We start from the raw sequence: 26946 nt of genomic DNA on the forward strand, positions 1-26946 counted from the left end.
ATCAGCTCGCCTCCTGGGCGGTCGTGGCGGGCGGCATGAGGCCCGCCTGGGCCTGTGCGCGGGCGAACACCTGCGCCACGATCAGCTGGTCCGAGAGGGACCGCAGCGGCAGGTGCTCCCGGGCGGGCGCGCGCTCGACGACGTCCGTCACGCCCCCCTCGGCCGTCAGGAGGGCCGTCAGCGTGCCGCTCACGTCCTTCGTCAGCCAGGCCGCGCCCCGCTCCGCCTTCTTGCGCGCGAGGACCCGTTCGAGTTCCGCTGCGGCGAGCCCGGCCGGTGCGGACGCGCCCAGGTCCCTGGCGAGGACGCGCACGTCGTACGCGAGTTTGCCGGGCAGCGCGTCCTGCAGGAAGAACCCGCTCAGCGTCTGCAGCTGCCGGTCGAGCGCGCCCCAGTGGCCGCGCACGTGGAGCGGCGCGCCGCTGCGGCGGCGGAGCGTCACGGCGAGCGCGTTCTTGCCGGGGACGTCCTTGGCACGCTTCTCGGTCTGCCGCACGGCCCGCAGGGTGTCCTGCAGCGGCGTGAGGAAGTGCGCGATCACGAGCCCGCCGCTCAGGGTGGCGTCCTCCCCGAAGTCCCCGAGATGCTGCCGGTAACTGCCTGCGAGGGCCGCCGCGCACGCGAGCGCCGTGTGCAGCGGCAGCAGGGCGAGCACGTCGTCCCCGCCCGCGTAGATCAGGCTGCCCTGCGCGTCCCGCACGATCCGGCCCGCCTGCCCCGCGAACGCCGACAGGGCGCGCGACAGGGCCGCGTGCCGGTCCGGACCGCGGGCCGCCTCCCGGTCGATCAGGCTGCCCATGCTGTCCCCGTCCGCCTGGAAGACCGCGTAGTACGGGTCCGGCGGGACCGTCCCGAACACGGGCGTCGCGGCCGGATGCGCGCGCAGGAACCGGTCGAGCGCCTCCTGCGCGCGGCGCTCGGCGGCCGCCGCGTCCGGCTGCCCCTCGACGAGTTCCCGTAACCGCGAGCCGTACAGCATCCGCCCGTCGTGCCGGCCGAGCACCCGGTCGCCGCCCACACGGGGATGCACGAGGTCACTCGACACCCCGACGTCCTCCAGGACCGCGAGGTACCTGTCCCAGTCGCGACGGACGGCATCCGGGTCGGCGAGCCCCAGCCGCGCGAGGTACGGCTGGGCCGCGACGTGCGAGGTGCTCATGAACCGCTGCTCGGCCACCTCGCCGCGCAGGCCGAGCCGTTTGACGAGGCCGGGCGCGCACAGCTCCTCGCCCACCCCGATACCGGCCCGCGTCCTCGCCCCCTCGGAAAGCCGCTGGTACGTGACGCTCTCCCGCTGCCCGTCGAGCGCGGACTTCGGCACACCGGCGCCCCACGTGACCGGCGCGAAGTCACGGGTGTTCTTCCGGGCCGCCAGCGCCCGTTCCGCCTGCTGCCGCGCCTGCGCGTACCCGGCCGTCAGCTCCGCGGCCGCCCAGTAGCATTCGAGCAGGTCCTCCAGCTGCAGGGTCGCCCGGTCGTCCGGTCGGTCGAGCGGCCCGTGCGAGAACGCGTTCCGGGCCAGTGCCAGCACCGCGTCCCGCGCTGCCTGCACCGCCCGCTGCGCCAGGACGCGCAGGTCCTCCTCGGAGGCCGTGACGACGGCGAGGATCTTGTTGCTGACGTTCCCCCGCGCGTCCTCGCCGGCGTCGAGCGTCTCGGCCGCCGGGAAGATCAGCTGCGCGCCCTGGGCACGCAGGGCCTGCGCGGCCGCCAGGCTCGCCTGGGACAGCAGGTACGAGCCGAACCACAGGTCACGGGTCCGGCGGGAGGCCACGATGAAATCCTGGACCGGGCCCAGGGACAGTGCGAACACGTACGTCAAGACACACCTCGGTCGAGTGAGAAGAACGCCGGAAGGTCCTCCGGGAACCGTCGGACGTTGGCCGGCTGGGGGGTCGGGTGTTTCGGGGACAGGCTCCACACGCTGAACGCGGCGCCGAGCGTGCCGGAACGGCGGACCGCTTCCGTCCAGGCGTGTCCGGGCGGATCGCCGGTCGCCCGGTACCCGCCGACGATCAGGGCGTGGGCGTGCAGGCCGCTGAGCCGCTCGGCGAGTTCGGAGGTCTGCAGCGTCTCACCCTCCGACTGCACGCCTTTGAGCAGGTCCCGTTTGGTCTCCATGAGCAGCAGGCGGCCGTCGTCGAGGACCGCGATGCCGTCCACCTCCCGCTCGAAGCCCTCCGGCCGGTGCGGGGACGGGAAGATCAGTTTCGTCGCCCAGCGCAGGTGCCGGACACGGCCCTGCGGTAACGCGTCCACCAGCCCGCGGATGCTGAGGTACTCCGCGGCGAGGCCCTCGTTGGCGGTCGCCGACGTGAACTGCCCGGGGAAGTGCCGCTCGACCTGCCGGCGGAACGCCGCGGCGTGCTCGTCGGTCATGCGCACGAACAGGTGCTCGGCGGCCTTCAGCACGGACGGGACGCCTGCGGGGACGGGAAGGCTCGACTTGATCTGCACGCCCCGTACCTGCAGTTCCTGCTCGAGGCTCAGGTGCCAGCCGGGCTCCCGTCCGTCCCCGACCCGCTGCTGCTGGGTGAACTCGGTGCGGACCGGGCGGACGGCGCGCGTGTTCGCGGCCCACTTCAGGGCGTGCAGGGCGAGCGCCTTCGTGCCGCCCGTCAGGTTGAGGGTGAGGTGCGCGTCCGGGTGTGCGTCCGCGATCCGCGTGAGCGCCTGCGCGAGCAGGTGCGGGGTGTTCTCGTCGATCCGGACGGTCCGCACCTCGCTGCCCGCCAGCTGCGGCGCGGCACTCAGGCCCGCCCGGACGTTCTCCGCCGTCCGCTGAACGCCGGCCGTGCCGAGCAGGTACACCCGGTCCGGCACCTCCTCCTGCGCCTGAATCCCGATGATGCCCGGCATCGGCTGCGCGCCGAGCAGCACCACGTACACCCGGCGCGTGGACGCGTCGGCCGCGGCGTCTTCCCGGGAGGGGGCCGTGGCCGACGCGTCCGGCCAGCGGAGCGGTTCGGGACGCCACTCGCCGCGGTCCGACACGATGCTCGCCCCGAGCTCCTGCTGAACGTACTCCAGCAGGCCGTCCCCGGACTGCGCCGGCACGAAGTCCGGCATGTAGAGCACCGGGGTCGCCAGCTGACCGCCGAGGTCCCGGGTGAGCCGGGCGAGCAGCCGCGCCCGTTCGTACCGGCTCCCCTGGAGGCGCATCGCCGGCGCGTCCCACACGACGTACAGGTGACTGTTCTGCGTGACCAGCCACGCGCCGAGCGGCCCCTTTTGATAACGGGCGTCGAGGGCGGGCACCTGCACGAACGGCACCTGCGACGGCACCTGCAGGATCCGGGCGAGCGACTCGGGCATGCGCCGCGCCGACAGCGTCACCTGCTTCAGGCGCCGGACGGCGGCCGGGAGGTACAGCTCCACGTAATCCCGCGTCGTCAGGTGCACCTGCACCCTGCAGGGTTCGTCCCTCGTGACGTCGTGGACCACGAGTCGGCTGCCGTGCGCGTCGACCGTGAACACGTCCGCGCCGTCCTGCAGGGCCCGGGCGAACAGCGGCGCGACCGACGGTTTGCTGCCGCCCGTGAGGTTCAGGGTGCAGTCCGCCAGCGAAATGCCCTGCAGGTCTGCGAGCGTGCCGGTCCGGACGCGCGCGCCTCGGGCCAGCAGCCAGTCCTGCAGCGCCTGCTGACGGGCGTGGACCAGGTCGTCCCTCGGCGGGTCGAGCAGCAGCAGCGTCTCCGTGCCGCGCCCGTGCCGGGCGTGCAGGAACCCGAGTGCCACCGGGGCCGGGTCGTTGCCGACCGTCGCGACGTGCATGACCATCTCAGGTCCCACCCGGGCGGGATGCGAGCGGCGGAGGGAGGAGGGGTATCGGCATGGGTCTCCAGTGGTTGCGTGGGGGAGAGGAGGGCCTCCCTGCGCCTTCCGGCGCGTGGAGGGTGTGGGCGGCGCGGCTCACCGGACCTCGCTGAGCGTCGCGCCGAGCCCGTACATGGTTTTCGCGCCGGTGCCGGCGAACGGTGCCAGGCGCGAGAGGGCCGCGAGCGCCTCGCCGCTGCGTTCGCGCGCGACCGTCACCTCGGTCCGTCCCGTGAACGCCCGCAGGCTCGCGCGGCGGCGGGCGCCGGGCACGTCCAGCATGACCGGTCGCGTCGTGTCGGCGCGCAGGCGCAGGTCGTCCGTCAGGTTCGCCCACACCTCGCGTCCGAACGGTCGCGGCGCGAACGCGTTCCATCGGCGCAGCAGCCCGTGGTAGATCAGCGTCGGGCGCGGTTCGCCGAGCGTGCGTTCGCCGCTGCGCAGCGCGGTCGGCGTCAGGAACGTCAGGTGCGCCTCGCTCGCCGTTCCGCCGAGCAGCGTGTCGTACGTGAACTGGCTGATCGACTGGCCCACGACGCGTCCGGCGAGGCGCGCCTCGCCGGACGCCGACGTCGGCAGCGGGAGCGGCAGCCCGGGCAGCGTCGCGTCGCGCAGCAGGTCCAGCAGGGTGTCGTCGAGGCAGTTCACGCGGAGCTGCACGGTCCGCGCGTCACCGGCGAGCACGCCACCGAACCCGTCGTGACGGCCGGTGTGCTGGGACACCGGACTGAGCTGAGCGTCGTGCAGCGCACGGGCCAGCGCCGGGTCGGCGTTCCCGATCAGGCCGTACAGCACGGCGTGCAGCGCGAGCATCGGGTTCCTCGGGGCGGGTCGGTCCAGCTGGTAGGTGAGGTGCAGGGTGGCAGGCAAGGGTCCTCCAGAGAGCATCGGCAACAGCACATGAACGGTGGTGAGGCGGAAGGAACGTCAGATCACGGTCACGGCGGAACGCCTCAGCACCTCCGGCGCTCCGCCCAGCGCGTGGCGCGAGCCTGTCGCCGCGTACACGAGCACGCTGTCCTCCGGGGCGATCAAGCGCTCCACCGCCCGCAGGCAGCGGGCCAGCGCGGCGGCGTCCAGCAGCAGCTCGAACACGCTGCGCTGCACCCGCCGGCCGCGCCGGGAGAGCAGCGCGGCAAGCTGCCGCCGCCGACGCGGGCACGGCGAGTCATACGACACCACGTACAGCGTCAGCACGCGCCGCCCCCAGGGTCCGGACGTGGCCGGACCACGCGCGGTTCATCCGCTCCCGCTTCACCCGCTCGCTCCGTTCACAGTGCCTCCGGCATGACGCCTGTTCTCATGGACTCCTATTCTGGCGGACGGAATTCCGCACGTGGGCTGCACTTGAGGTGCCGCCGCGGACCGGTGACGGCCGCTCAGCGGACCGTGACGGTGAACGGCAGGGTCAGCTGCACGTCGCTTCTGCCGGGGGCCGAGACGGTGAAGGTGACGTGGCCGGTCACGTCCGTCCCGACCGGCGGGCGCGACGTGAAGGTGAGCTGCAGGCATCCCTGGGCATTGATGGCGTTGTACATGTGGTCGAAGTAGTCTTTCAGCTGCGCGGCGTCGCTGGCCTTCTGGAAGAGCCCGCCGGTGCGGCTGGCGATCTGTTCGAGCGCCGTGAAGTTCAGCGTGTCGGTGCTGTCGAGCCCCACGGCGTACACCCGTACGCCGGTCTTCGCGGCGGCCGCGATCACCGCCGAGGGCGAGGTCAGGGACGTGCTGGAATTGTCGTCCCCGTCGGTCAGCACGAGGACGCTCCTGTTGCTTCCTCCGCTGGCCGAGAGCAGGGTGCCCGCGTCACCGATGGCGTCGTACAGCGGCGTCCCGGAGCCGGCGAAGGTGGCGCGCTCGACCGCCGCGCTCAGCAGCGCCTTGTCGCTGGTGAAGTCCTGCCACTGGTGCGCGACCTGCAGGCCGGCGCTCGCGGCGGTCCCGTCGTCGAAGGACAGGACGGCCGCACGGTCCTTCGGGGTCATGCGGTCCACGAAGGTCTGGGCGGCCTGCTGGCGGAGGTTGCCGGGGTCGGTGTCGGCCATGCTGCCGGTGCTGTCGAGGGTGATGGCGGTGGTGAGGACGTCCTGCGACTGGATCTGTCCGCACACCTGTGCGGTGGCCGCGCCGGCACTGAGGTCCGTCACGCGCGGCAGGGTGAGGGTGCCGGTCCGGACGATCCCCTGGGTGCCGTCGAGCGCGCTGACGCCCAGCTGATAGGTGCTGGCGTCGATCACGCGCACCCCGTTCAGGGTGGCGCTCGCGGCCGCAGGGGGATCCGGCACGACCTTGTCATTGCAGGCGGCAAGCAGCAGCGGGAGGCTCAGGAAGACGAGGGCGGTACGGAAACGGTCGGTCATGGGAACTCCTGGGTCAGGAAAGGAATGAACCTGTGGGCGTGGGACGGCGGTGCCGCGGACGGGCGGTGAACGGCCGCCGAAGAGCGGGTGAGGCACGGTGGACTCCGTGGGAGGGAGGTCAGAGGCGCGCGGTCAGGTCCCGGCCGTTCAGGCCGGTGACGGTCAGGCCGCACGTCTCGAGCACGGTGGCGAGTTCGGTGGCCGTCCCGCCGCAGGTCAGGTCGACGGTGAGGCCCGCCGCGTCCCGGGCGCGGACCAGGGTGTGCCGGACGTCCGGGTGTGCGGACAGGCGCTGCACCAGCGTGTCGGCCGCCGTGACCGTGACGGGGAACGGGATGTGCAGGCGGTACGTGTGGGCCGGGCGGGGTTCGCTCTGCAGGGCGAGCAGCACGGCGCCGGGCAGGGTCTCACCGGCCGTGCGCCCGACGTTGACGAGGGCGGTCCGCCCGGCGGCCGCTTCGGTCACGCCGAGGCCGCTGGCCCGGAAGTTGCGCCGGAGCAGCATCCGGAGCCTGGACAGGTCGATGACGTGCACGGTGAGGTGGGCGACGCAGGTGTGGGTGCCGCCTGTCACGGCGCGGTGCTCACCGGTGCTGGCCTCGCCGGTCACGAGGATGTCTGCGTTCAGGGCGCGCTGCACCGTGCGGAGGTGGGCGGGGTCGAGGGGCCGGTCCCGCAGCAGGGCCCGTGCGCTGAGCTGCAGTGCCGGCGCCTCGTCCGTCACGGTCAGGCCGGCGTTGCCCAGCGCGCGGCGGAGTTCCGCCTCGGCGACCGGGTCCGGCAGGCTGCGGTGCTGGACGCATTCCGGCACGAGCACCGCCACCCGGGTCCGCGCGAGGTCGGGCCGGGCCGTGATCAGGGCCCGTTCGGCCACGCCGTGCGGGAGGGCCACGACGGCGGTCAGGGTGACGCCGTCTCCGGACATGTCCTCCCGGACGATCCGGACCACGCGGGCGAGGTCGTCGGGCACGGTCCGGCGCACCTGCCGGGCCAGTGGGGTGCCGGGCTTGACGGTGAGGGCCAGCAGGGCATCGACACCGAGGCGGACCGCCTGGTGGATCGCGTCGGTTCGGGTGGGGGCGGTCACGGTGATCTCCACGCGGACCTCCGGGAGGGGAGACGACGGGCCGGGTGCGGTGAGGGGGCGGGCGAGGGTGGGCGCGGGGCGGGTCATGACGCGGCCGTGAAGCGGTGTCTCATGTCCCGTTCAGGCTAGGTCCACGTCCCGCGACAATGGCGTCAAAAGCGAGTCCAGTCGCGCTGAGTCCGGTGAACAGGCCCGCCCCGGCCGCGAAACGCGGGCCGCGACCCCTCCACACCGCCCACCAGCACGGCACGCCGCCGCCCCGACCCCGGGCCGGACGTTCGTTTCCAACCGGTTCCCGCCTACAGGTAGGACGGAACGCTCCGTCCCGGGATTCAGGCAGCCCACCCTGCCCGGAGGCCGCCATGCGCCACGCCCTGCTGATCACCCTCGTCACCCTGCTCCTCACCGCCACCGCCTCGGCCCGCGACGAGGGCGGCGTCAAACCCACCTCCATCCCCGTCACGGCCGGACCCTGAACCCCCGGCTCCCGGCGGGCCGCCCCTTCCCCGGCGGCGGCCCGTCAGGCATGCTGGGAGCGTTCATGACCCGTTCATCCAGCGACCCGGTGCTGCCCCTCTACCTCGACGTCTACGCCCTCACCCAGGCCGGTGCGTTCCAGCAGGCCCTCGACCTGCTGGACGCGGCCACCGTCCGGCAGCCCCGTCACCACCACCGCCAGCGCGGGTACGCCCTCCACAACCTGTACCGGTACGAGGAAGCGCACCGCGAGATGTCGGACGCCCTCACCCACTGCGAAGGCAACGCGCGCGGCTCGGTGTTCGCCGACTGGGCCGTGATGTACATGCGCGAACAACGCTACGAGGAAGGCTACACCTGCTACCACCAGGCGCTCGCCCTCCTCACCCACCCGGAAGCGCGGGCCCAGGCGCTGTACAACCTCGGCTGGACCCACCTGAGACGCGGCCACCCCCAGCACGCCCTGCAGTACCTCGAGGAAGCCCTCACCCTGATCCGCCGTTCCCGGGACGCCGACGCCCGCTGGTGGCTCACCTTCGTCCGCTGTGGACTCGCCCTGCACGCCCGGCTGACCGGAAACTGGACCCTGGCACTGCAGCGGGCCGCCCAGGCCGTCCGCGAAGCCGAGCCGGGCCGCGCCGAAGTGTTCGCGCTGCACACGCTGGCCTCCACCCAGCGGCTGCACGGCGACCTGGAGACCGCCGCCCTCACACAGGCCCGGGCCGTCCGGCACGCCGGGGAAGGACAGGCCACCCTCACCGAAACACTGCACGACCAGCTCATCGCCCTCCAGCGGGCCCGACACGCGGGCACACCCCACGACCCCCGGACACTGCGGGACCTCATCCCTTCGGCCGCGCCGTACGACGCCTGGCGCGGCCGACTGTACCTCGCGCAGCACGCGCTCGACACGGGCGGACCCGCCGAGGCGCTCGTCACGCTGCGGGCCGCCCTCGACGTCCAGGAACCGTACGTGCTGCTCGACGAGGCGCCCGCCCTGAAGGACCTCTACACCTTCGGCCGGTCGCACGGCCTCGACCTGCCCACCGCCACCCCCCCCCTCGACCCGCACCTCCACCTCACCGTGCGCGGCGCCGCCGCCCTCAGCCTCGACGGTCACCGCCTGCCGGCCGAAGAGGTCCTGCCGGTCGGGGTGCTGCTGTACCTGCACCTCGAGGGACCAGCCACCCCCGAGACCCTCGCCCGCGCCCTGATCGACCTCGGCGACGACGAACTGAACCGCGGCAAGAACCGCGTCCGGGCCGCCCTCAAGGACCTCGCGTACTGGACCGGCAGCGACGAGATCGTGCAGCGCTCCGGCAGGACGTACCTCCTCCACCCGGCCTGGACCGTCACGAGCGACGTGGCCACCACCGGACCGGGCCGGGTCCTGGCCGAACTCTACGGCCCCTGGACCGCCCGGTTCCACACCGACTGAGGAGCGGAGATCGGTGCAGGTCCCGGCACTCCTGCCCATGACCGGCACAGCGCCGCACGGGAACCCCGACCCGCTGTCGTCGCCTCAATACCGTACGTTCCGGTGCTCGCAGGCCGGCAGCTTCGCGTTCCGCCCGGCTGCACGCCAGGAGCTCCGCTCACACCCGTGCGAACCGGGCGCGGCCCTCACGCGAGAGCGTCCAGCCAGTCGAGCGGCGCATCCAGACGGACGGGCGGCCCGGCCTCCCGCACGTCGCTCGTCCAGGTCCAGTGCGGCGACAGGGCCAGCCGGCCGCGCCGCAGGGTCACGGCCCGCGGTTCACCGAGCAGGCCACGCACGCGCGAGAGGTGGTACTTCACCTGCGCGTACACCTCGGACCTGTCCCCCTCGTCGAGCACCGCGTCGGCCACCACAGGCCATGGGGACGGACCGCACTCCACCAGGTACGCGAGCAGCGCCAGGCTCCGCGCGTCCCCGTGAAGCGGAACGAACCGGCCCGCCACGTCCAGCCCCGGACGACCGCGGACGATCACCCGGATCGTCAGGTCCGGCACGTCCGGCAGCCGCAGCCGCAACGCCTCCCGGACGCGCGGCAACCTCCGGGTCTCGTCGAGCACGGCGAACGGCGTGACGCCCGCGGGCCACACGGGCGTCACACCGTTCCGCAGGAGCCCCTCCGCGTCGATCAGCGCCAGCCGGTGCAGCACCTCCGGACGCAGCAGGTGATCGTCCGGTCGGCCACTGCCGGGCGTGACCAGGTCGAGCAGCGCCGCCACGTCCGCCTCATGCCCGAGCGGCCCGGCCAGCCGAAGCGCGACGTAATGATGCCGGGTGGCGACGATCGCGTCCCCCGCCAGCCTCCACGCGGTCGCCAGAGACAGCGCCGCATGAAATTCCGCCCAGGCGTCCTCACTGCACTCGTGGGCGGCCCGCGCACGCTCGGCCGCCGACGTGTACAGGCCGCGCACCCGGTCCGCCGCACTCAGGCCCGTCAGCAGCCGCGGCAGCTGGGCACGCGCCGCCCGCTGACGGCGACACAGCGCCAGCCCCTCCTCGAAGAGTCGCGCCCCCTCCGTCACCTCCCCGCCCTCCAGGGCCGCCCAGCCGAGATCATGCAGGATCGCGGCCCGGTCCGCCACCGCCCCGCGCGACGTGAGCCGCACCATCCACGCCTCCGGCGGCACCTTCCAGGACCACCCGGCGGGCGGGTGCAGGTCACTGCCTTCCGGCATCCAGCGGCCGAGCGGAGGAACGAGCGGCGTCACCCGGCCACCGGGAGAGGGAACGGGACGCGCCGCGGAACGGGAAGACGGACGGAACGGGCAGAAGACAGGATCACGCTCCCCGCATTCTTCCATTCCGCCCGCCCGTGGTGAGCGGCAACTGCCGCCGGGCCGATCACCGCACCGGGATGTTCTCGAACTCCAGACCGCCGAAGAACATGAACGGCACACGGCTCAGGCCCGCCGGAGCGGCGAAGAGGACGCTGATCGCTCCGCTCTGCTGCGCGGGCAGCGGGACCTTCACGCTGTACGGGCTGTTCTGACCGCCCGCCGTGAGGCTGCGCGCCCCGTACCAGCGCCCGTCCGGCGCGAGGTACTGCGCGCCGTCACCATCGAAGTTCAGGTTGTACCCGGCATCGGTGCGGTTGGTGAGCGTCACGTCGCAGCGCAGGCCCCCGTCCACGACGCTGCACTTCTCGACCTTGCCGGCGTAGTCGCGGACCCGGTACCGGTCGACGAGGTCGCCGGGCGCGTTGAGCTGACGGGTGCCGGACGTCTGCGTCACCGGCAGGTTCCGGAACACCGTGTTGTTCAGCTGCAGGTACGGAATGAAGGTGTCGGCGGCCGGCAGGTTGAAGGTCACCTCGCTCAGGACCGTACGGTGTGCCGGGACCGTGCTGCTGACGCCGTACCGTCCCTGTGTGCCGCCGAGCGTCACGCCGGACGCCCCGAAGACCAGGCCGCGGCGCGTGACGAACGACGTCCCGTCACTGGAGGCACTCTGCACCCTGAGGTTCTCGTCGGTCTTGTTGGTGACGGCGAAGGCGCAGGTGACGTCCGCGTTCCCGCGCACGCAGTCGAGGAGCGCCGTGCTGAGCTGCGTGCCGTCCGCCTGCAGGAGCGGCTGGCCGGGCGCGTTGACGGGCGGCTCGTCCGGCAGGTCCTGCGCGAGCGGCACGTCCCTGAAGACGGCGTCCCCGACCTGCAGGGTGCTGATGGTCCTGACGCCCTTGGTGACGTTGTAGTTCAGCTGACCGCGCACGCTGACGCCCACCGGGATCACCTGCGTGACACCGTACCGGTCCTCGTACCCGCCGAAGATCACGCTCTTGGCGTTTACCACGCTGGTGTCCGGCAGCGTCACGGTGTCACGCTCGGACGTCAGGTTCACCCGCAGCGGCACGGTGCCGGTGTTGGTGAGCACCACGTTGCAGCCGGAGTCCGTGCCGCTCGACGCCCGGAAGCACGTCTCCAGGGTGACGTTCAGGGCGCCCCAGGTACGCGTGCTCTGCGCGTGGGCGAGATCGGCGGCGGCGAGCAGGGCGGCGGTGAGCAGGGGGACGGACAGGCGCATGAAGTTCCTCCGGGGATGCAGGGAGCGGAGAGCCGCGTGGCGACTCCTGGGACGTGGGACCAGCACCGCTCAGGGTAGACACGCCACCCGCGACATCGGCACAGGAAGCGAGTCCACCAGCCGCGCCGTTCTCCCACGGTCTCCACCCGAACCCCGCGAGGCCAGCCGAGCGGAACGCGAAGCCGCCGCCCGGCCGCCAGCACCGACACGTCCGGCCCAGGGCCACGAAAGCAGGCAAACGACCGCCCCCGCAGCCCTCTGCCCGTCATGGCCCCCGATCCGCCCGGAAGGGAATGCCGGGGATGCCGGGGGCAGCACTGGCACCCCACCGGACTCGGATCAGACCTCGATGCCCAGCAACGCCGCCACCTCACCGAGCTGCCGGATCCGCGACGACCCCGGCGTCAGCAACGCCGACCGCCGACTCTCGTCCCGCACCCGCGCCGTCCGACTGCTGCTGACCCTCACCCCATGATGCGCCAGGTCATTCCGGTGCTCCGACAGCGTCTTCCACAACCCCAGAAACTCCACGGGCGGCACCGTGAACGCCGCCGGACCGGACCGGACCTCCTCCGCACTCACCCCGTGATGCGAGGCGACATCCCGGTCCCTGGAAATCCCCGCCCACACCTCCAGAAACCCCTCCGGCGGCCGGACGAACGCCACCGGCACCTCATCCCCCGCCGCCCTCGGCTCACGCTCCGCCCGCTCCAGCGACGACAGGAACCGCGACGCGCTCTCCTGCGTCCCGACACCCAGATCGATGTCGCCCGTACTGAACCAGATGAACGCCTGCAGCATCCACTCCCGCGCCAGCGACACCGCCTGCACGTAATGGTCCCGCTCCGCGTACCACATCACCCGGCGGTACAGGCCCTGCAGCACCTCCAGCCCGCCCGCCGAACGCTCCACCGCCAACGGCGCCACCGTCCGCTCTACCTGCTCCACCACCAGCCGGAACGGACGCTGATGCGGCCGCACCTCCTGCCGCTGCACCTCCCGCAACGCCTCCAGCACGTCCGTCGCCGCCCCACCGATGTCCACGTGCCGGTTGTACGACAACGCCTCCGACAGCAGCTTCATGTGCCGCGCCGCCGCGTTCAACGGCGAACGCACGTCCATCATCAACTGCGTGAGCTTCCGCGCGTCCCCCGTCTCCCCGAACCGCCCCGCCGCCTCCGCCCAGTCGAGCAGCCGCACGAACGGCGTCAGATCGAACGCCGGCGTCGCCTCCCCCGCCGACCGATCCGCCAGAAACGCACCGTACAGCACGTGCCGCACCTGCACCGCCCGCGCCGCCCGCAGGTACGCCAGCGTCAGCACGCCCACCAGCGGCATCGAACGGAACCCGTGCGTCACGTCGAACACGACGCGCTCCCCCTCCGGCACCGTCTCACTGATGATCTGAAACAGGTCCCAGTTCTCCTCGTCCGTCTCCCCGTTCGGGATCTCCACCAGCCTCGCGTTCGGCAACGCCTCCCGCAGCACTCCCGCATTGCGCTCACGCGCCTTCGGGGAACACAGCACCACGACCTCCTCCTCAGGGAACCATGCCGACACCGCCGCCACGAACAACGGCGTCGTGACCGCAGGATGATCCCCCCAACGGTACGACGTACTCAAATAACTCCCGGCACCCAGAAACGAAAGAATCAACGCACTCCCTCCTTGGACCCGCCTGCGGTCCACCTGTAGGTGAACACCCGCCGCACCACGAACGGTCAGCACCGCATTCTGTCCCGGCAGACGCCCTCCGCGCGCCACACCTGCACCATCACGGGCGGGGAAGGCCTCACCAGGACCCGGCCACAGGGAGATGACCTGTGACCACTCGACACCCACGGCAGCGACCTGCCGATCGTTTCAGTCCCTTAGCAGGGGGATGGCCTGTGACCAGCTCACCCACATGCTCGCCCAGCTTCAGGAAGTTTCAGTCCCTTAGCAGGGAGATGGCCTGTGACGCCGTAAAAGAATACGACGCCTCCAGACACTTTGTTTCAGTTCCTTAGCAGGGAGATGGCCTGTGACGAATCAGCGTCATTACAACGATCAGAACCCGAAGTTTCAGTCCCTTAGCAGGGAGATGGCCTGTGACCCCCGCACCCGCTGCGGCACAGGAGAGACAACCCTATGTTTCAGTCCCTTAGCAGGGAGATGGCCTGTGACTGCTGTACAACTTCCACGAAGAGCAGAAGTAACCGTTTCAGTCCCTTAGCAGGGAGATGGCCTGTGACACTGGAGGCCCTTCGGCGGGTGAACGCGCAGATGTTTCAGTCCCTTAGCAGGGAGATGGCCTGTGACTCGCTCACGTGCGCCGTAAGCGCGTGGAGATGGCAAACCCCAAACGTTTCAGTCCCTTAGCAGGGAGATGGCCTGTGACCGAGTCACTCGATACCTTCCTCGCACTCGAGTGGTTTCAGTCCCTTAGCAGGGAGATGGCCTGTGACCTCATGGGACAGCCTGACAGGTACACCTTTGAGTTTCAGTCCCTTAGCAGGGAGATGGCCTGTGACTTCGACCAGCTGGAGGCCGTGCGCCTCCAGGTCGTGTTTCAGTCCCTTAGCAGGGAGATGGCCTGTGACATCCTCCAGATGATCGAACAAACTTCCACCGCCCGTTTCAGTCCCTTAGCAGGGAGATGGCCTGTGACAAGTCGACGCGCAGCGGTACACCGTCTCGCTCGGTTTCAGTCCCTTAGCAGGGAGATGGCCTGTGACCCGGACAGCGAGAGCTGTACTGGGAGATCCAGCGGTTTCAGTCCCTTAGTAGGGAGATGGCCTGTGACGACGCTCGCCCTGACCGTGCAGGGCCTGATCCTCGGGTTTCAGTCCCTTAGCAGGGAGATGGCCTGTGACCCAGTTACAGCGTGCGACTGGCGCGCACCTCGAGTTTCAGTCCCTTAGCAGGGAGATGGCCTGTGACGCCCGGAACCGGATGCTCAGCGGCAACCTCATCCGGTTTCAGTCCCTTAGCAGGGAGATGGCCTGTGACCGCCGCGCTGGTGGACGACCGCACGGTCCGGTCTGTTTCAGTCCCTTAGCAGGGAGATGGCCTGTGACGGACCCTCTGGAAACTGTCATGCTGCACGCTCGTCCTGACCCCCTCTCATCACATTGCATACCCAGTATGCACCGATGTCGCGGCTCAGGACCTCGAACACCCTCACTCTACCCTGTTTTTCCCGCGCTGGGACGGCATGCACGATGATCGCCCACCCCACGCCTCCCGCTCACCTGCCCTGCACGCCCTCCAGGTCAGCCCGCAGGCCTCGTTTTGCACCCGGTGCAGGAATCGTATGCACGTCGTCGTGCACCACCCGTGGTCCCGGACGAACTCCTTCCAGCCGCAACCGCACCACACGCCCCGGGTCGCACGACGATCCCGTCACCGCAGCAGGTCCGGCGTGTACACGCGTCCGGCACGGACGGCTTCGGCGTACCGGCGCACGTTGCGGGTCAGCAGGTCGCGGTACGTGGGGCCGGTCCGGCCGACGGGGGCGCTCAGGCGGGCATTCAGTTCGGTCAGGAAGCGCCGGCGTCCGTCGGCGTTCAGGCGGACGCCTTCGCTGGACGCCTCGAAGTGGCTGGTGTTCAGCAGGTGGCGGTTGATGCAGGCGAGGACCGTCCGGTCCACGAGGGCCGCACGGTGCGGTTCCATCAGGTCGAGGGCCAACACGGGCCTGCGGCCGTGCGGGGCGTGCAGGACCGCGAAGCCCGGATGCAGGCCCACGCGTTGAATGTCGCTGAGGACAGCGGCGTGCAGGACGCTGTACCCGAAGGACAGCAGGGCATTGACCGGGTCGGGCGGGGGGCGGCGGGCCCGGCCGTGGAAGCCCCACGCTGCGGGGAGGGTGGCGGCGAGCGCCGCGAAGTACGTGGCGGCCGCCGTGCCTTCCAGGCCCAGCAGGGTGGGCGGGGCCAGCGGGTCCGGGGTGTCCAGGGCGCTCAGGGTGTCGGTGTGCGCCTGGACGGCGTGGGCCAGGGCGGGGTGCGGCTGCCGGGTCTGCCAGCGCCTCAGGACGGCGCGGGTGTTGTGCAGTTTGGCGTGCAGCACGGCGCGCGCCTGCGGCCACTGCAGGTCCGGACGTTCGGCGTTCACCTGCGCGCGCAGGAGGCCCGCGTGCCCCTCCAGTCCGGCGTGCAGGCTCCCGAGGTGGCGGCCGCCCATCGTGAGGTAGTGCAGGGCGGCCCCGCGGGACAGCAGATCGCGCAGCGCGGGCGTGGTGACGCTCACCCCGCCGAACAGCAGGACTTCCTCAACCAGGTCGGCCGGGAAGCGTGCGAGTTCCTCGCCGTGCAGCGTCAGGCGGAGCGTGCCGCCCAGCACGCCGAGCACCGTACCCTGGCGTTGCATGAGGACGGTCTTCACGGCCTGCGCCAGGGAACGTACGTCCGGCCTTCCAGGGACGCGCGGGCGAGCGTGAACGCTTCCCGGTGCAGCAGGACGCGCGCGGTGAGCGGACCGCCGAGCGAGGCGTCGAGTCGGCGTGTGAAGGCGAGCGGAACGGGCCACCCGGAGGATGTCAGGTCGCCCAGGTGCGCGTCCAGGGTCCTTGGTGCGAGCAGGTCCGCCAGGGCAGGCGCGAGCGCCACGCTGACGGGGCGGCTCAGGCCCGCGCCTGCCAGCGCGTCCTGCGCTTCCTGCACGAGCAGTTGCAGCGCGGCCTGCCGGACGCCGGGCGCGTGCGGGCCCCACACGGTGCGGTGCGCGGCCTGCACGGCGATCAGGGTGGAACCGGCGTTCACTGCCCCGGCCTGTTCGCGCGCAGCGACCTGCGCGGCCGCCCGGTACGCCGGGTGCGCGAGGGCCGACGTGACGTGCGCGAGTTCCTGCAGGGCCGCACGCGTCAGGGCCGGCAGGGGCGTGGGGGCAGGCCGTGCGGCAGAGCGGGACGCGGCGGGCCGGACCGTGTACTGCCCGGGTGCGGGCGTCACGGAGCGGCCGACCACGCCGGGGCTGAAACGGGCGAGGCGGGAGCGCAGGTGCGGGTACGTCTCCGCGAGCCACGTGTCGAGCGCCCGGTGGTCCTCGTGGACGCTGCCGAGCCGGAAGTACGCCTGCCAGCCCCGGATGAGGTCGTTCACGGCACGCAGGCGCGCGTCGTCCACCGGGACCGCGACGTCCACCCCGAGCGTGCCCTGCACCTGCGCACGGAAGTCGTCGAGGCGACGCGGCGCGATCCGGACGTCTCCCGCACGGAACTGGAACCCCAGGAACTCGTACCCCTCCTGCACCGAAACGATCCGGGTCTTGCCGGCGTTCAGGCGCAGGTCAAGCTGCGCGAGCGCCTGCGCGGCCACGCCTGCCAGCTGCCCCGCCTCGGCGGGGGTGCCGCTCGCGATCACGAAGTCGTCCGCGTACCGGACGAGCGTGCCGCCAGCGACCGTGACTGCCGCATCGAAGGGCCGCAGGTACCAGTTCGCGAGGAGCGGGGCGAGCAGGCTGCCCTGTGGGACGCCCCGCTCGGTCCTGACCGTCAGGCCCCGCTCGACGACCGGGCGGGACAGCAGGGCGCGCAGGAGGGTGAGGAGCGGCGCGTCCAGCACGGCCGACATCGCCGTGAGGAGCCCGTCATGCGGGATCGAGTCGAAGCACTGCTCCACGTCTCCACGCACAGCCCACGGTTGCCGCTGCCCGGACTGCAGGATCGCCTGCACGGCCTGGAGGGCCCCGTGACCCGGCCGGTACGCGTACGCGGTCGGGGGGAGCTGCGCTTCCAGCGTGCCGCGCAGGCCCGACAGGACCGCACCTTCCACCACCCGGTCCGCGACGGACAGGGCCACCACCCCCCGCGGCGGGCCGTGCTCGCGCGGCACCCACACGCGCCACGCGGCCCGCGGGCGGTACCGGCCCGAGTGCACGTCCAGCAGCAGGCGCTGCAGCCGCGTCTCGGCGTCGATGGACCACAACTGCACCGTCTCCCCGTCCGGCCCCGGCCTGGGAGCCCGGGCCGCGGTCGCCTGCCACGCCACCCGAAGGTGGTGCAGCGTCACGGCCCGGTCCAGGGTCAGGAGGGCCACGGGTGGACGGTCGGGAGGCACGTTCGTCATACCGGTAGGCGGCCCACCACCCGAAAACGAACCGGCGGCCGGTTCGTTCTGGACGGGCCGCTCACCTACCGGGCATGAGTGACCCCCAGCATCCCGGACCCGTGACCCGTCCGACCGTCCCTGCGGCCCTCGCGTTCGGCCTCGTGTCGCTGGCCTTCACGGCCCTCGGCACGCCCGGCCCGTTCAGCTGGCCCCTGGCCGTCACGTGCGGGATGGGCGCGGGCGTCGCCGCCCTGCACACGGCCTTCCTCGCGGGTCGGCAGGCCGTGGCAGGCCGGGCCTCACGCCCCGCGCAGCACACGCCCCCGCCCGCAGGGGCCGCACCTGCCGCGTCCCGTCCCGCCGACCCGCCTGTGAATCCCGTCCCGGTCCCGTCACCCACGCCGCGCCCACCCGAGGCCAGCATGCCCGCCTCCCCGTGGCCGACCCTGGCCCTGCCGCACGGGTGGACCACCGAACCGCGCGGCCCGGCCCTGCACGTGACCCGCGACGACCGTCGCCGATTCGTGATCGCCACGCACCCCGCCGCCCTCACGGGCCTGCAGGCCGGCACCACCCCGGTCCTCTGGACGCCCGGCCCGCCCGCCCCACCCACCCGGCAGGGCCAGGCGTGGCAGGTGAGCGGCCCGCCCGACACCCTCACCGCCCTGCTGGAGGTCCTGTGATGCTGCCCGTCCTGCTCGCCTGTGCGACCCTCCTGAGCCTCGGGGCGGCCCTCCTCCTGACGGACCGACCACGGGCCGCCGCCGCCACCTGGGCCGCCGGTGCGGGCGTCACCTGCTGGCTCACGCCCGCGTACCTCGCGTGGCACACCCGGCATCCCGCCGGACCGATCGGCACGTTCCTGGTCGCCCACGGTCTCAGCACCGCACTCCTGACGGCCGCCGTCCTCCTGATCGCCGCTGGCGTCTGGACGCTCAGTCACGCGACGGCCTGCATCACCCTCCCGCCCTCGCCGGTCAGGCCCGCACTGCAGTTCGTGTCCCAGAGCGGCGTGCTGCTCCTCCCGGTCGCCGCGTGCCTGCACGACCCGCGCGCCCTGCCCGCCTGCTTCGTGCTGTGGAGCGCCGGCCTTGCCGCCAGTCTGTACTTCGCCGTGCTGTACCGTCACTTCCCGTTCCGCACCCCGGCCGTGCCCAGCCTGCAGGAACGGCGTGCCATTGCGGCGGCCCTGCTTTGGCTCGCCTTCCTCGGCGTCCCGGCACAGCTCTGGCCGACACCCACCATTCCGTCGTGCGACCTGGGGCGTGTGGTGCGGTTGCGGCTGGAAGGAGTTCGTCCGGGACCACGGGTGATGCACGACGACGTGCATACGATTCCTGCACCGGGTGCAAAACGAGGCCTGCGGGCTGACCTGGAGGGCGTGCAGGGCAGGTGAGCGGGAGGCGTGGGGTGGGCGATCATCGTGCATGCCGTCCCAGCGCGGGAAAAACAGGGTAGAGTGAGGGTGTTCGAGGTCCTGAACCGCGACATCGGTGCATACTGGGTATGCAGTGTGATGAGAGGGAGTCAGGAAGAGCGTGCAGCATGACAGTTTCCAGCGGGTCCGTCACAGGCCATCTCCCTGCTAAGGGACTGAAACGGTGCGCCTGGAACTGGAGGTCGAGACGAACGGGTCACAGGCCATCTCCCTGCTAAGGGACTGAAACTGTCCCCCAAGATCAATAGGCGGTCCTTGCCGGAGTCACAGGCCATCTCCCTGCTAAGGGACTGAAACACGGTCAATCAAGGAGGAGAGCAACGCACTAGGAAGTCACAGGCCATCTCCCTGCTAAGGGACTGAAACAGGTCCCCCGTGACGACCGCGCGGCCAACCACGGTCACAGGCCATCTCCCTGCTAAGGGACTGAAACTTCCCTGTGGAACTTCAGGCGAGCCCGGAAGTCTGGTCACAGGCCATCTCCCTGCTAAGGGACTGAAACGCGCCCCTTCATGCCTGCGCCTCGGCGTGGGCGGTGTCACAGGCCATCTCCCTGCTAAGGGACTGAAACCGGACGTGCGGCTCGGTCGGGGCGATGAACGGGTCACAGGCCATCTCCCTGCTAAGGGACTGAAACGTCCGGCAAACCCACCAGCGCACCGAACTGGGTGGTCACAGGCCATCTCCCTGCTAAGGGACTGAAACCCGTAATGCGGGCAACCCTCGTTGTCCACGACGGGGGTCACAGGCCATCTCCCTGCTAAGGGACTGAAACTGAGGGCGGCGGCCAGCTGTCCGAGCGTCTCGCTGTCACAGGCCATCCCCCTGCTAAGGGACTGAAACGGGTCAGCCGACGTTGCGCAGCGGCCGCTGCGAGTCACAGGCCATCTCCCTGCTAAGCACCGTACCCAAGACTCAGACCGCCGCGCTCGGCAGGTCACAGGCCATCTCCCTGCTAAGGGACTGAAACGCAGGACGAACATCAATTTTCCGGGTGTGCGGAACACGTCACAGGCCATCTCCCTGCTAAGGGACTGAAACCCATGGGCGAGAACGGCGGAACGGATCCCAGCAGTCACAGGCCATCAAACTGTACTCATTGATGCTCGTTTCGCTCAGCTCCACATCAAGAATCCAGTTCATCACCGTGAGATGACTCTCCTGGACGCCAAGTGCTGTCGCCAGCCGATCTGAATGCAGTGGATCGTGATAGATGACCTGAACGGTTTCCGCAAGCCTCTACTGAGCGTCGATGCGGCTCATTCAGACCAGTTCGCCCTGGACCCGCTGGCAACGTAGCCGGAGAAGGCCCGGAGGCGCTGCGGTCCCTCGGGTTCGTGACTGGTCTTCTCTGGCGCTTTTGACTTTGCTGGAACAACAGAGGCTGAACGCGGCGGCGCGGCAACTTTCAACTGCGGTCCATAGCTCATGGAGGCCTGTGGCGCGGGAATCGGGCAAGCGGGCGACTTGAGAGTCGCCCGCTTGCCCGATTCCATCATCAGGACATAGGTGGGATTGGTCGTCGCTGGAAGGTCGCAGAGAGCAGGCCTTGACTCGCGAGGGCGGCAGTTTGATAATACGCATTACAAAATACGCAATATCAATAGGGGGTCCCATGAAACTGCCCGGAACGTTCGTCTGCCTGACCGCTCTTCTCGCCGGAATGGCCGGCGCACAGCAGGTCAACCTTCGTTTCAGCACCTGGGCTGGTGGCGATGGCCTGGCCCTGCTGCAGCAGTTGTCGAAGGAATACAGTGCCCAGAACCCTGGGGTGCAGGTGACTGTCGAGGTCACCCCCTTTGCCGACTACGGCCGGAAACTCGCGATTCAGGTGGCGTCCGGAGACGCGCCTGATGTCGGGTGGCTTGCCGAGCGTGACGTCCCCACCTTCCTGGGCAGCAAGGCCGTGCTGGACCTCTCGGCGGAGCTCAGCAGGGACAAAGCCTTTAATCTGGCAGATTTTCCCCTGAGTACCCTGTCCCTCTGGAAGCGTGGCAGCGCCGTGTACGGCGTGCCGTTCAGCAACTCGCCGCTGGTGCTCTTCTACAACAAGGACCTGTTTCAGGCGGCCGGCGTCAAGGATCCCCTGCTGCAGTACAGTCAGGCCACCTGGGACTACGCGCACTTCCAGCAGGCGAGCAAGGCCATTAAGGACAAGACTGGGGCCTTCGGCGCGCGGGTGATGCGCCTCGATCCGAAGGCTTGGGCCGGCGGGCTCCTCGCCGTGGCGTGGTCACAGGGCGGTGGCGTCTACGACAAGGCCATGAAGTGCCAGCTCGATGCCCCCGGGACTGTGAGTGCCTTCCAGCTGGCGAGCAACATGATGTTCAAGGACGCCAGCATGCCGCGGCCCGGCGATCAGACGGCGTTCGAGAGCGGCCGGATCGGAATGTACTTCGATAACCTCAGCTACAGCGCGCAACTCAAGGACGCGAAATTCAGGTGGGGCGTGTCGCCTCTTCCCAAGGGCACGGCAGGCCGGGTCACCCAGCTCGGCCAGGCGGGGTACGTGGTGTTCTCGAAGAGCCGCAATCAGGCCGAGGCCGTGAAGTTCCTGAAATTCCTCGCCTCGGCGCAGACCATGGCCAGGACTGCCAGATTCTTTCCGCCGCCCCGGCTGAGCATCCTGAAGAGCGCCGCGTATCTCAGCAGCAACCCGGCCATTCCAGCGAGCACCCTGAAGACTGCGGTGGTCGCCCAGCTGCCGAGCGCCCGGGTGCTGGTGACCGGTACCGACTGGCTCCGGGCGAACGACGCCATCACGAGTGGCCTCGACCGGGTCTTCCAGGCGAACGCCAACATCCCCGCGGTCCTGGACGATCTCTGCAAGCAGATCGACGGATTCTGACGTGACGGCGCGCACGATCCGTCCCCCCCGGACACCTGCCACCCAGCGTCGGCAGGAGGCTCTGGCCGGATGGGGGTTCGTGCTGCCCTACGCGCTGGGCATGCTGGTGTTCGTGCTCGGGCCGCTGATCGCGGTCCTCGCGATCTCACTGACGAACTGGTCCCTGCTCGACACCCCGAAGTACGTGGGCGCAGCGAATTACCTCAAACTGGCCAGCGACCGCGATTTCCTCAGCAGCTTGGCTGTCACTGGATTCTTCACGCTCGGGATCCTCCTGCTCAACATCACGGCCGCCCTGGTCCTGGCGAACCTGATGAACCTGCGGCTGCCGGGCATCGGGGCCTTCCGGACCGTGGTGTTCTCGCCGGTCGTGATGCCGGTCGTGGCCTGGGCACTTGTCTGGAAGTTCCTGCTGCAGCCTCAGGGGCCCATCAACACCGCTCTCCAGGGGTCCGGGATGCCGGACGCCAACCTGCTGTTCGCGCCCGGCACGGCGCTGGGTACCGTGATCGTGATCGAGGTGCTCAAATCCGTCGGCCTGAACGCTGTGATCTTCCTGAGCGCCCTGCAGGGCCTGCCCAGGGAAGTGCTCGAAGCCAGTCGGCTGGACGGCGCGAACCGCTGGCAGACCTACACCCGGGTCATCCTGCCACTCATCTCGCCGACCTTCTTCCTGGTGTTCGTGATCACCCTGATCGGTGCCCTGAAGGTCTTCACGCCCATCTGGGTGCTGACCGGCGGCGGACCGTCGAACGCCACCACCACGTTGCTGGTCTATATGTACAAGCAGGGGTTCGGCTTCTTCGACTTCGGTTACGCCTCGGTGATCGCGGCGGTGCTCTTCGTGCTCATCCTCGTCACCACGGTCCTGCAGTGGAACCTGCGCCGTCGCCTGGTGTTCTATGAGGAGTGAGCCGTTGAACCTGCCTGCACCGGACTCGGCCGTCCGACCACCGCAGCGGCCCTGGACGCTGCTGCTGTACCTGATGCTCGCCCTGATCAGCCTGCCGTTCCTGTTGCCGATCGTATGGATGCTCCTCTCGAGTCTCAAGTCGTCCGCCGCCATCTTCGGCAATCCTTTTCAGCTGACAGCCGGGGACCTGCGCCTGCAGAACTTCGCGGACGTCTTCTCGAACTACCCGTTCGCCCGGCAGTACCTCAACAGCTTGTCCATTCTGCTGATCACCGTGCCGGTCACCCTGCTCCTGTCGGCCCTGGCCGGCTACGGCTTCGCCCGTCTGCGCTTCCCGGGCCGTGACGCGGCCTTCCTGCTGACGCTCACGGCCATGATGGTCCCGAGCGAAATGACAGCCGTCCCGCAATTTCTGATCTTCAAGACGCTCGGACTGACGAACACCCACATTCCAATCGTGGTACTGCAGGTCTTCAGCGCCACCGGCGCGCTGGCGGTGTTCCTGATGCGTCAGCACTTCATCACGCTGCCCAGGGAGCTCGACGAGGCCGGACGGGTGGATGGCCTGGGGTACTGGGGCGTGTTCTGGCACCTGCTCCTGCCCCTGTCACGACCGGCGCTCGCCACCGTCGCGATCTTCGCGCTTCTCAATTCCTGGAACGACTACTTCAACCCGCTGATCTACCTGAACGACGAGCGGCTGATGACCCTGCCGCTGGCCCTGCAGCGCTTCACCGATCCGCTCGGCGGCGTGTACTGGAACCTCACCCTGACGGCCGGTGTGCTCGTCGCTCTGCCGGTGCTCGCCGCCTTCCTCCTCGCCCAGAAGCAGTTCATCGAGAGCCTCGCCGCCAGCGGGACCAAAGGATAAACCTTGACCGAGTTCCATGCAGATCTCCTCATCATCGGTGCCGGTCTCGGCGGAGTCGCTGCCTCCCTGTCCGGGCTGCGTCTCGGCCGGAGCGTGCTCCTCACCGAGGAAACAGACTGGATTGGCGGTCAGCTCACCGCCCAGGCAGTTCCGCCCGACGAGAGCCTCTGGATTGAGGAGAGTGGCTGCACCGCCAGTTACCGCGCCCTCCGCGAAGGGATTCGGCGTTACTACCGTCAGCACTACCCACTCACGCCGGAAGCGCACATCGACCCTCACCTCAACCCGGGTGCGGGAAACGTCAGCCGCCTGTGTCACGAGCCCCGCGTGGCCGTGGCGGTGCTCGAGGGCATGCTGGCGCCATACCTCAGCAGCGGCCAGCTGCGCCTGATGCTGAATACCCGTCCGGTGTCGGCCACGACCGACGGGGACCGGGTCACCAGCGTGCAGGCCGAACACCAGCCGACCGGCACCCGGCTGGACCTGAGCGGCGCTTACGTGCTCGACGCCACCGAGACGGGCGAACTGCTGGAACTCGCCGGCATCGAGCATGTCATCGGGGCCGAAAGCCAGAACCAGACCGGTGAACCGCATGCCCTCGCTGTGGCTGACCCGCTCAACCAGCAGGCCATCAGCTGGTGCTTTGCCATGGACCACACCGAGGGCGCGGACTACACCATCCCGAAACCTGCTGGGTACGACGGCTGGCGGACCTACCGGCCAGCGTGCTGGCCGACCCCGCAGTTGAGCTGGACGTACCCGCACCCCATCACTCTGCAGCCGGTTACCCGTGACCTGTTCTCCAACCCTGTCGAGACCCCGCACGGCGGCGACCTGTGGCACTACCGGCGGATCGTGGCCCGGCGGCAGTTCACCGACGCCGCGGCACGTCAGGACATCACGGTCGTCAACTGGCCACAGATCGACTACCTGCCCGGACCCATCCTCGGGGTCTCCGCCCAGGAACGCGAACGGCACCTGCAGGGTGCACGGGACCTGAGCCTGAGCCTGCTGTACTGGATGCAGACCGAAGCGCCGCGTCACGACGGCCGGACGGGCGGGTACCCTGGACTCCGGTTGCGCGGCGATGTCACCGGCACAGCTGAAGGACACGGGCTGGCGAAAAGTGCCTACATCCGTGAGGCCCGGCGCATCCAGGCGGAATTCACGGTCCTCGAACAGCACGTCGGGGTGGAGGCCCGCGGCCACCTCGTCGGCGCGGAAGTCTTTCCCGACAGCGTCGGTGTCGGACAGTACCGGATTGACCTGCACCCCAGTACCCGCGGGCGGAATTACGTCGACGTGGCGAGCTGGCCCTTTCAGATTCCGCTCGGCGCGCTGATCCCGGTCCGGGCCGAGAACCTGCTCCCGTCCGGCAAATCGTTGGGCGTCACGCACATCACCAACGGCTGTTACCGTCTTCATCCGGTGGAGTGGAACATCGGAGAGGCAGCCGGAGCGCTCGCAGCCTTCTGCATGAACGAAAAACACGTGCCTCGACAGGTCCGGGCCTCAGCGGACCTCACCCGGGACTTCCAGCGCCTGCTGACAGACCGGCTCGGCTTCCAGTTGCAGTGGCCGGAGGCGCTGCGGGTTCAGCCGTCACCCGGCTTCTGAAGCCCGGTATCCTCACAGCAGGGGCGCGTTCCTCTGAGCGCCTCACCAGGAGTTCCGTGATTCCCACCTTGAGAAAACGTCCCACCCAGAAGGAGGTCGCCGAGCGGGCGGGCGTCTCTCAGGGCGTCGTGTCGCAGGTCCTCAACAACCGCACCGGCGCCATCCGTGTCACGCCCGAAACGCGCGAACGGGTCATGCAGGCCATGCAGGAGATGGGCTACGTGCCCAACATCGCTGCGCGGTCACTCGTCGGCGGACAGACCCACATCATGGGAGTCTTCACCTACGAGCCGGTCTTCCCGACCGACACCCGGAACTTCTTCTACCCCATCCTCGAAGGAATCGAAGAGGGTGCTGCCGACCTGAACTACGACCTGCTGCTCCATACCCGCTCGACCGGATCCGGAAGGCGCGTCTACCAGGAGCGCTCGAGCCGTCTGTCCCTGGCGGACGGCACCCTGATCCTCGGTGAACTTGGGGAACCGCGCCGCCGGGAGGAGATCACCCGGCTGATCGGCGAGGGTCACCCGGTGGTGTTCCTCGGCCGCCGTGACCTGCCTGGGCACACCCTGTCCTGGGTCGCCGCAGACTACGCCCAGGCGACTGAGGACGCCGTCGGCGTCTTCCGTGATCACGGGCACCGGAAGCTGCTGTACCTGGGCGGCACCCGGAACCACGAGTCGGCCAGCGACCGAGAGGCCGGATTCCGGCAGGCGCAGCGCTTGGCCGGGCGGGAACCGCAGGTGGAACGGGTGAACCCGGAGTCAATCACGTCCGCCGAGGTCCGGCGTCACCTGGACGCGGGCGTCACCGGCCTGCTCATCGAGAATGACGAACTGGCCGTCGCGTGGCTTGCGGCCTGCCGTGAGGTCGGTGTCGACGCGCCGGGCGACCACTCGTTCGCGGTGCTCGGCGACCCGATCAGCGCCGCTCCTCGACCGCGTCCATGGGCGGCCCTGGAACTGCCACGGCGGGAGATGGGCCGGGAAGCGGTTCGCGTGCTGGCAAGCCGACTGGTGGGTGGCCCAGACGAAACCCTGCGCTTGGCGTGCCGCTGGGTGCCGGGTGACACCCTTGGCCCGGCGCCCTCCGGGGATGTCAGGTGACGCTGGAGCCGCTGAACGGACGGCCGGACCGGTGTGAGTAGGGGCCTGCGTGAGGTACGTCCGTACGGCTCGCTCAACCTCAACGGTCCTTCGAATCAGGGACACGACATGTGAGTGACCAGAGCGGTCGGTCGCCTGGAAGGAGCGACGTGAAGGCACAGCGCTCCACTTGACGCGGGCTTCTCTGTTGGGCTCCCGCTGAAAAACCATGTGCACCGGCAATCTTGCCCCCGCCGGGGTGGGAACTTATTGATACCGGCAGAAGTTCAAGTCAGCAGGAATTGAAATCATGAAAGTGACCTTCTGTGCTCTAAGCGTTTTGAGAGTTGTCATATGTGTGGTCGCTGGCAGGTGGAACGACCTCAATCT

At 69.8% G+C, this 26946-nt stretch carries 19 protein-coding genes and 2 CRISPR repeat arrays; of the genes, 8 read left to right on the plus strand and 11 right to left on the minus strand.

All coding sequences use genetic code 11. The annotated features are described in order from the left end of the window. Position 1: 1 nt before the first annotated feature. From cas10 to IEY33_RS11715, 6 genes are all read right to left on the minus strand, one after another. Positions 2–1813, minus strand: a complete 1812-nt coding sequence (gene cas10 / locus IEY33_RS11690) for a type III-B CRISPR-associated protein Cas10/Cmr2 (protein WP_229670968.1) — start codon at positions 1811–1813, stop codon at positions 2–4. A 5-nt stretch (positions 1814–1818) separates the two neighbouring features. After that, positions 1819–3774 (minus strand): PDDEXK family nuclease, encoded by a 1956-nt coding sequence (locus tag IEY33_RS11695; RefSeq protein ID WP_188963460.1) that lies wholly within the window; start codon positions 3772–3774, stop codon positions 1819–1821. Positions 3775–3912: 138 nt separating this feature from the next. After that, positions 3913–4686, minus strand: coding sequence for a CRISPR system precrRNA processing endoribonuclease RAMP protein Cas6 (cas6, locus tag IEY33_RS11700; protein WP_188963461.1), 774 nt, complete (start codon positions 4684–4686; stop codon positions 3913–3915). A 57-nt stretch (positions 4687–4743) separates the two neighbouring features. Further along, complete coding sequence (gene cas2, locus IEY33_RS11705) at positions 4744–5013, minus strand: CRISPR-associated endonuclease Cas2 (RefSeq protein ID WP_188963462.1); 270 nt, start codon at positions 5011–5013, stop codon at positions 4744–4746. Between the two features lie 182 nt (positions 5014–5195). Further along, positions 5196–6173: a vWA domain-containing protein gene (locus tag IEY33_RS11710; RefSeq protein ID WP_188963463.1), complete on the minus strand. Its 978-nt coding sequence runs from the start codon at positions 6171–6173 to the stop codon at positions 5196–5198. Between the two features lie 118 nt (positions 6174–6291). Further along, positions 6292–7347 (minus strand): hypothetical protein, encoded by a 1056-nt coding sequence (locus IEY33_RS11715; RefSeq protein WP_188963464.1) that lies wholly within the window; start codon positions 7345–7347, stop codon positions 6292–6294. Positions 7348–7801: 454 nt separating this feature from the next. Here IEY33_RS11715 and IEY33_RS11720 point away from each other — a divergent pair, with 454 nt between their 5' ends. Continuing rightward, on the plus strand, positions 7802–9175 hold the full coding sequence (locus IEY33_RS11720) for a tetratricopeptide repeat protein (protein ID WP_188963465.1): 1374 nt from the start codon (positions 7802–7804) through the stop codon (positions 9173–9175). A 185-nt stretch (positions 9176–9360) separates the two neighbouring features. Here IEY33_RS11720 and IEY33_RS11725 read toward each other — a convergent pair whose 3' ends face one another. The 5 genes from IEY33_RS11725 to IEY33_RS11745 form a co-directional block, all read right to left on the minus strand. After that, positions 9361–10440 carry a hypothetical protein gene (locus IEY33_RS11725; protein ID WP_188963466.1) on the minus strand — a complete coding sequence of 360 codons (1080 nt, stop codon included), beginning with the start codon at positions 10438–10440 and terminating at the stop codon, positions 9361–9363. A 133-nt stretch (positions 10441–10573) separates the two neighbouring features. Continuing rightward, positions 10574–11752, minus strand: a complete 1179-nt coding sequence (locus tag IEY33_RS11730; protein ID WP_188963467.1) for a hypothetical protein — start codon at positions 11750–11752, stop codon at positions 10574–10576. 339 nt (positions 11753–12091) lie between these two features. Then, complete coding sequence (gene csx2 / locus IEY33_RS11735) at positions 12092–13480, minus strand: TIGR02221 family CRISPR-associated protein (RefSeq protein WP_188963468.1); 1389 nt, start codon at positions 13478–13480, stop codon at positions 12092–12094. Positions 13481–13612: 132 nt separating this feature from the next. Continuing rightward, a CRISPR array of direct repeats spans positions 13613–14811; the repeat unit is 34 nt; unit sequence GTTTCAGTCCCTTAGCAGGGAGATGGCCTGTGAC. A 325-nt stretch (positions 14812–15136) separates the two neighbouring features. Then, positions 15137–16105, minus strand: coding sequence for a CRISPR-associated endonuclease Cas1 (cas1, locus tag IEY33_RS11740; RefSeq protein WP_188963469.1), 969 nt, complete (start codon positions 16103–16105; stop codon positions 15137–15139). 11 nt (positions 16106–16116) lie between these two features. Continuing rightward, complete coding sequence (locus tag IEY33_RS11745; RefSeq protein ID WP_188963470.1) at positions 16117–17802, minus strand: reverse transcriptase domain-containing protein; 1686 nt, start codon at positions 17800–17802, stop codon at positions 16117–16119. Between the two features lie 101 nt (positions 17803–17903). Between IEY33_RS11745 and IEY33_RS11750 the strand changes: the two genes are divergently transcribed. The 7 genes from IEY33_RS11750 (at position 17904) to IEY33_RS11780 (ending at position 26577) form a co-directional block, all read left to right on the plus strand. Further along, positions 17904–18467 carry a hypothetical protein gene (locus IEY33_RS11750; RefSeq protein WP_188963471.1) on the plus strand — a complete coding sequence of 188 codons (564 nt, stop codon included), beginning with the start codon at positions 17904–17906 and terminating at the stop codon, positions 18465–18467. After that, positions 18464–19180 (plus strand): hypothetical protein, encoded by a 717-nt coding sequence (locus IEY33_RS11755; RefSeq protein WP_188963472.1) that lies wholly within the window; start codon positions 18464–18466, stop codon positions 19178–19180. Before IEY33_RS11750 ends, IEY33_RS11755 begins: the two co-directional genes overlap by 4 nt. 170 nt (positions 19181–19350) lie before the next feature. Then, positions 19351–20066: direct repeats of the CRISPR family, unit length 34 nt; unit sequence GTCACAGGCCATCTCCCTGCTAAGGGACTGAAAC. A gap of 771 nt (positions 20067–20837) precedes the next feature. Continuing rightward, a complete protein-coding gene (locus tag IEY33_RS11760; protein WP_188963473.1) occupies positions 20838–22070 on the plus strand; it encodes an ABC transporter substrate-binding protein in 1233 nt (410 codons plus the stop codon). Between the two features lie 79 nt (positions 22071–22149). Then, a complete protein-coding gene (locus IEY33_RS11765; RefSeq protein WP_229670962.1) occupies positions 22150–22983 on the plus strand; it encodes a carbohydrate ABC transporter permease in 834 nt (277 codons plus the stop codon). Between the two features lie 4 nt (positions 22984–22987). After that, positions 22988–23854, plus strand: coding sequence for a carbohydrate ABC transporter permease (locus IEY33_RS11770; RefSeq protein WP_229670963.1), 867 nt, complete (start codon positions 22988–22990; stop codon positions 23852–23854). 3 nt (positions 23855–23857) lie between these two features. Next, positions 23858–25471: an FAD-dependent oxidoreductase gene (locus IEY33_RS11775; protein WP_188963475.1), complete on the plus strand. Its 1614-nt coding sequence runs from the start codon at positions 23858–23860 to the stop codon at positions 25469–25471. Positions 25472–25527: 56 nt separating this feature from the next. Continuing rightward, positions 25528–26577, plus strand: coding sequence for a LacI family DNA-binding transcriptional regulator (locus IEY33_RS11780; protein WP_188963476.1), 1050 nt, complete (start codon positions 25528–25530; stop codon positions 26575–26577). Positions 26578–26946 lie beyond the last annotated feature (369 nt).

The organism is Deinococcus aquiradiocola (assembly GCF_014646915.1).
In the GTDB taxonomy this organism is placed as follows: domain Bacteria; phylum Deinococcota; class Deinococci; order Deinococcales; family Deinococcaceae; genus Deinococcus; species Deinococcus aquiradiocola.